At 66.8% G+C, this 2,720-nt stretch carries 3 protein-coding genes; all 3 read right to left on the bottom strand.

The genetic code is table 11. From position 1 onward, the window contains the following. A partial coding sequence (locus tag VNF71_08235) for a DUF4157 domain-containing protein (protein ID HVA74539.1) occupies window positions 1-673 on the bottom strand: 673 nt, incomplete at its 3' end. Window positions 674-693: 20 nt separating this feature from the next. Next, complete coding sequence (locus VNF71_08230; GenBank protein HVA74538.1) at window positions 694-2,010, bottom strand: hypothetical protein; 1,317 nt, start codon at window positions 2,008-2,010, stop codon at window positions 694-696. Window positions 2,011-2,023: 13 nt separating this feature from the next. Beyond that, on the bottom strand, window positions 2,024-2,720 hold a 697-nt coding region (locus VNF71_08225; GenBank protein ID HVA74537.1), incomplete at its 5' end, for a hypothetical protein.

Raw genomic sequence — 2,720 nt, 5'->3', positions numbered from 1 at the left:
AGCCCTCCGAGGACTCCTCCTCGTCGTCCTCTTCCTCCTGACGCTGCACGGAGACGCCAGCGGCCGCCGGCGCCGGCGCGCTCTGCCCGTCGGCCAATTGCCCGGCACTGACGTTGTCGGCAGCGCGCTCGGCCTGCTGCTCGAACCGGTCAGAAGGATCCGATACGGAGAGCCCGCCCTCGGCCGGCGTACCATCGACAGGTCCCGAGCGCTGCTGCACGACGTGGGTCAGCTCATGGGCGAGCGTCCGCTGCCCCTCGCTCGACTCCAGGGAGGGGGAGCCGTCGCCGAGGACGATGTCGTTGCCGACGGTGTAGGCCTTGGCCTGAACCGACCGCGCGGAGGAAGCCGCGTCGCCCCCGCTATGCAGCCGCACGTCGGAGAAATCCTGGCCGAACGACTGCTCCATCTGCATCTTCGACGCAGCTGGCAGTGGCCGGCCACCACCCTTCCCCACGACGTCACGGACCGAAGCGCCTTCCTCGTCCTCGGAAAGAAGTTGGGCGACCGCCGCGTTTCCCGCGCTGCGCTGGAGGGCGAGGACCCGTCTCGTGTCGACCGGAGCCGCTGGCCCGGACACGTCGGTCCGGTCCTTGTGGCTGTCCTCCAGCGCCGCCCGGTGCGGAGGCCCGCTTCCCCGATCCTTCAGCACGTCGTCATCAAAAGACCTCATGTGCGTCCCTCCTTCGGGTGCTAGGGGACTGTAGTCGTGGTGGCCGACTGCGGCTGGGTCGTCGGGCCGGTGTAGTACATGCCTACGTCGCACGCCGTCTGATTGCCCAGGCAGTCGACCCGTAGCTGCATCTGCTGGTCATGGGTGAACTGCATCGGCGTCGTGAACTGGAACTCCTGGTTGGTCAGTGTTGCGAGGTTCACCACCAGAAGGTCCTGGACGCTGCCGGTGGCGCTGATGCGCTCCACCCTGGCGGTTCCCGCCGATCCGGAGACATTTTGCAGGATCAGGTCAGTGATGGTGAGCGTGGTGCCCTTCGCGATCTTCCCCGTTGAAGAGGTCGCCGTCGATCCGGGGGCGGCGATCACAGAAAGCCTGCCATCGGCGGGACCGGTCACCGGTGGCGGCGTGGTGGTTGGCGGAGCTGCCGGTACCGTCGTGGTGGTGGTGGTGGTGGACGGCGGTGGCTGGCCGGTCAACCCGGCCAGGCCGGCTGCATTAGCGGCGACCGAGGACTGCGTCGCCGACAGCTTGTTGGAGAGGTTCTTTGTAGCCGACGCCTGCGCGGCAAGCTCGGGCTTGGTCGAGTCGATCGCGGTCGAGCGCACGATCGGGCGGACCAGCAGGAACCACAGGAGAAGCAGCGCCAGTGCGGCGGCGAGAAGCGCGTAGAACCACTTCGGCAGGACCGCACGCTGTGAGAGTCCTCCGTCGAGGACGAGGGGCTTTTCGCCCTCGGGGGCGACCTGGACCTTGTAGGGCTTCTGCTGGGCCGGTCCCTTCCAGAACCGCTGGCGGGGCTTGACCCGTATGCGGACGAAGCGTGCTTCGCCGGGCGCCGTCGTCAGGAGGGACGGTCGGATTCGGAACTTGACGGCGTCAGCCGCGTCGACGGCGCTGACCACGACCGGGAGGGGGACATTCCCCCGGCTGTCAACGGCGAGCTTCTGCCGGGCCGACGTTCGGCCGGTCGCGACGCGTGGGAGTAGCTCGGCCCCGACGTCGTTGAAGGAACCGACCGTGATGACGCCTTCCTCGGTGACCGATTCCTCCGGCTCGTTGGAGGGGATCACCTTGACGGCGAAGGGGATCTCGCCGCTGGGTGTGGTGTGCAGCCGTGGCGGCGAGAAGGTCAGGGTCGCGGTCTGCTGTGCTCCGGGGAACAGAGATATGACGGGAGGGTCCGACCGGGTCCACTCCGCGGTCTCCCCGATAACCATGATGGTGAATTGCTCGACGATCGATCCCGTGTTGGCGAGACTGACCTTGCACGAGGTGGTCTGACCGGGCTCCACGCGAAGAGCACCGGCCTCCTGGATAGAGAGGACAGCTGTCACCGTCGGCTCACGGTCACCCGATGGTCTGCTGCTGGATGTTCGCCACGGAGTTCTCCGTCGGGTCCGTGAAGGCTGAGTTGAACCCGCCGCCGCCATTGATCGTGTCCCCGACACCGTTCTCGGCGAAGAAGACGTCGTTGCCACTTCCACCGATCATGGTGTCCCCTCCGCCAGCGATGGTCCCTGCCACGGCGCAACTGGACTGGGCGCAGAAGGTGTCGTTGCCGTTCCCACCACTGATGAGCGTGTCACCGCCCGTCGGGCCGGCCTGGAGGAGGTCGTTGCCGTTGAGCCCGATGATGGTGCCACCCGGGGCGCCAGCGACGAGGACGTCGTTGAAGTTCGACCCGATGATGTTGAGCACCCCGGACAGCTGCTGGAAGCCGCCCCAGCCACCGGTGGCGTTACCCGTCTGGAGATTGACGGTCACTCTCGCGGGCGCCTGGGAGAAGTCCACGGTGGCGTTGCCCCCTCCACTGATCAGGTTGTTGCCCGCACCTTCGAAGATGAACCGGGTTTGCGAGTTCGGTGCGGCGGTCAGGGTGTTGTTGCCGCCCTCGACGACGAACAGGTCCGATCCGCCGACGCCGTTGATGTTGCTGCCCCCCGCTCCCGTTACGAAGATGTCGTTCTGGGAACTTCCATTGACATTGCTGACGCCCGCGTTGGTGAGGTTGACGTTGGCCCCCCAACCTCCCGTCGCTGTCAGT

Source organism: Acidimicrobiales bacterium (assembly GCA_035533095.1).
Classification (GTDB): Bacteria; Actinomycetota; Acidimicrobiia; order Acidimicrobiales; family Palsa-688; genus DATLUM01.
Note: the sequence above shows the minus strand (reverse complement) of the source record. Positions and strands in the feature narration are given on the sequence as shown.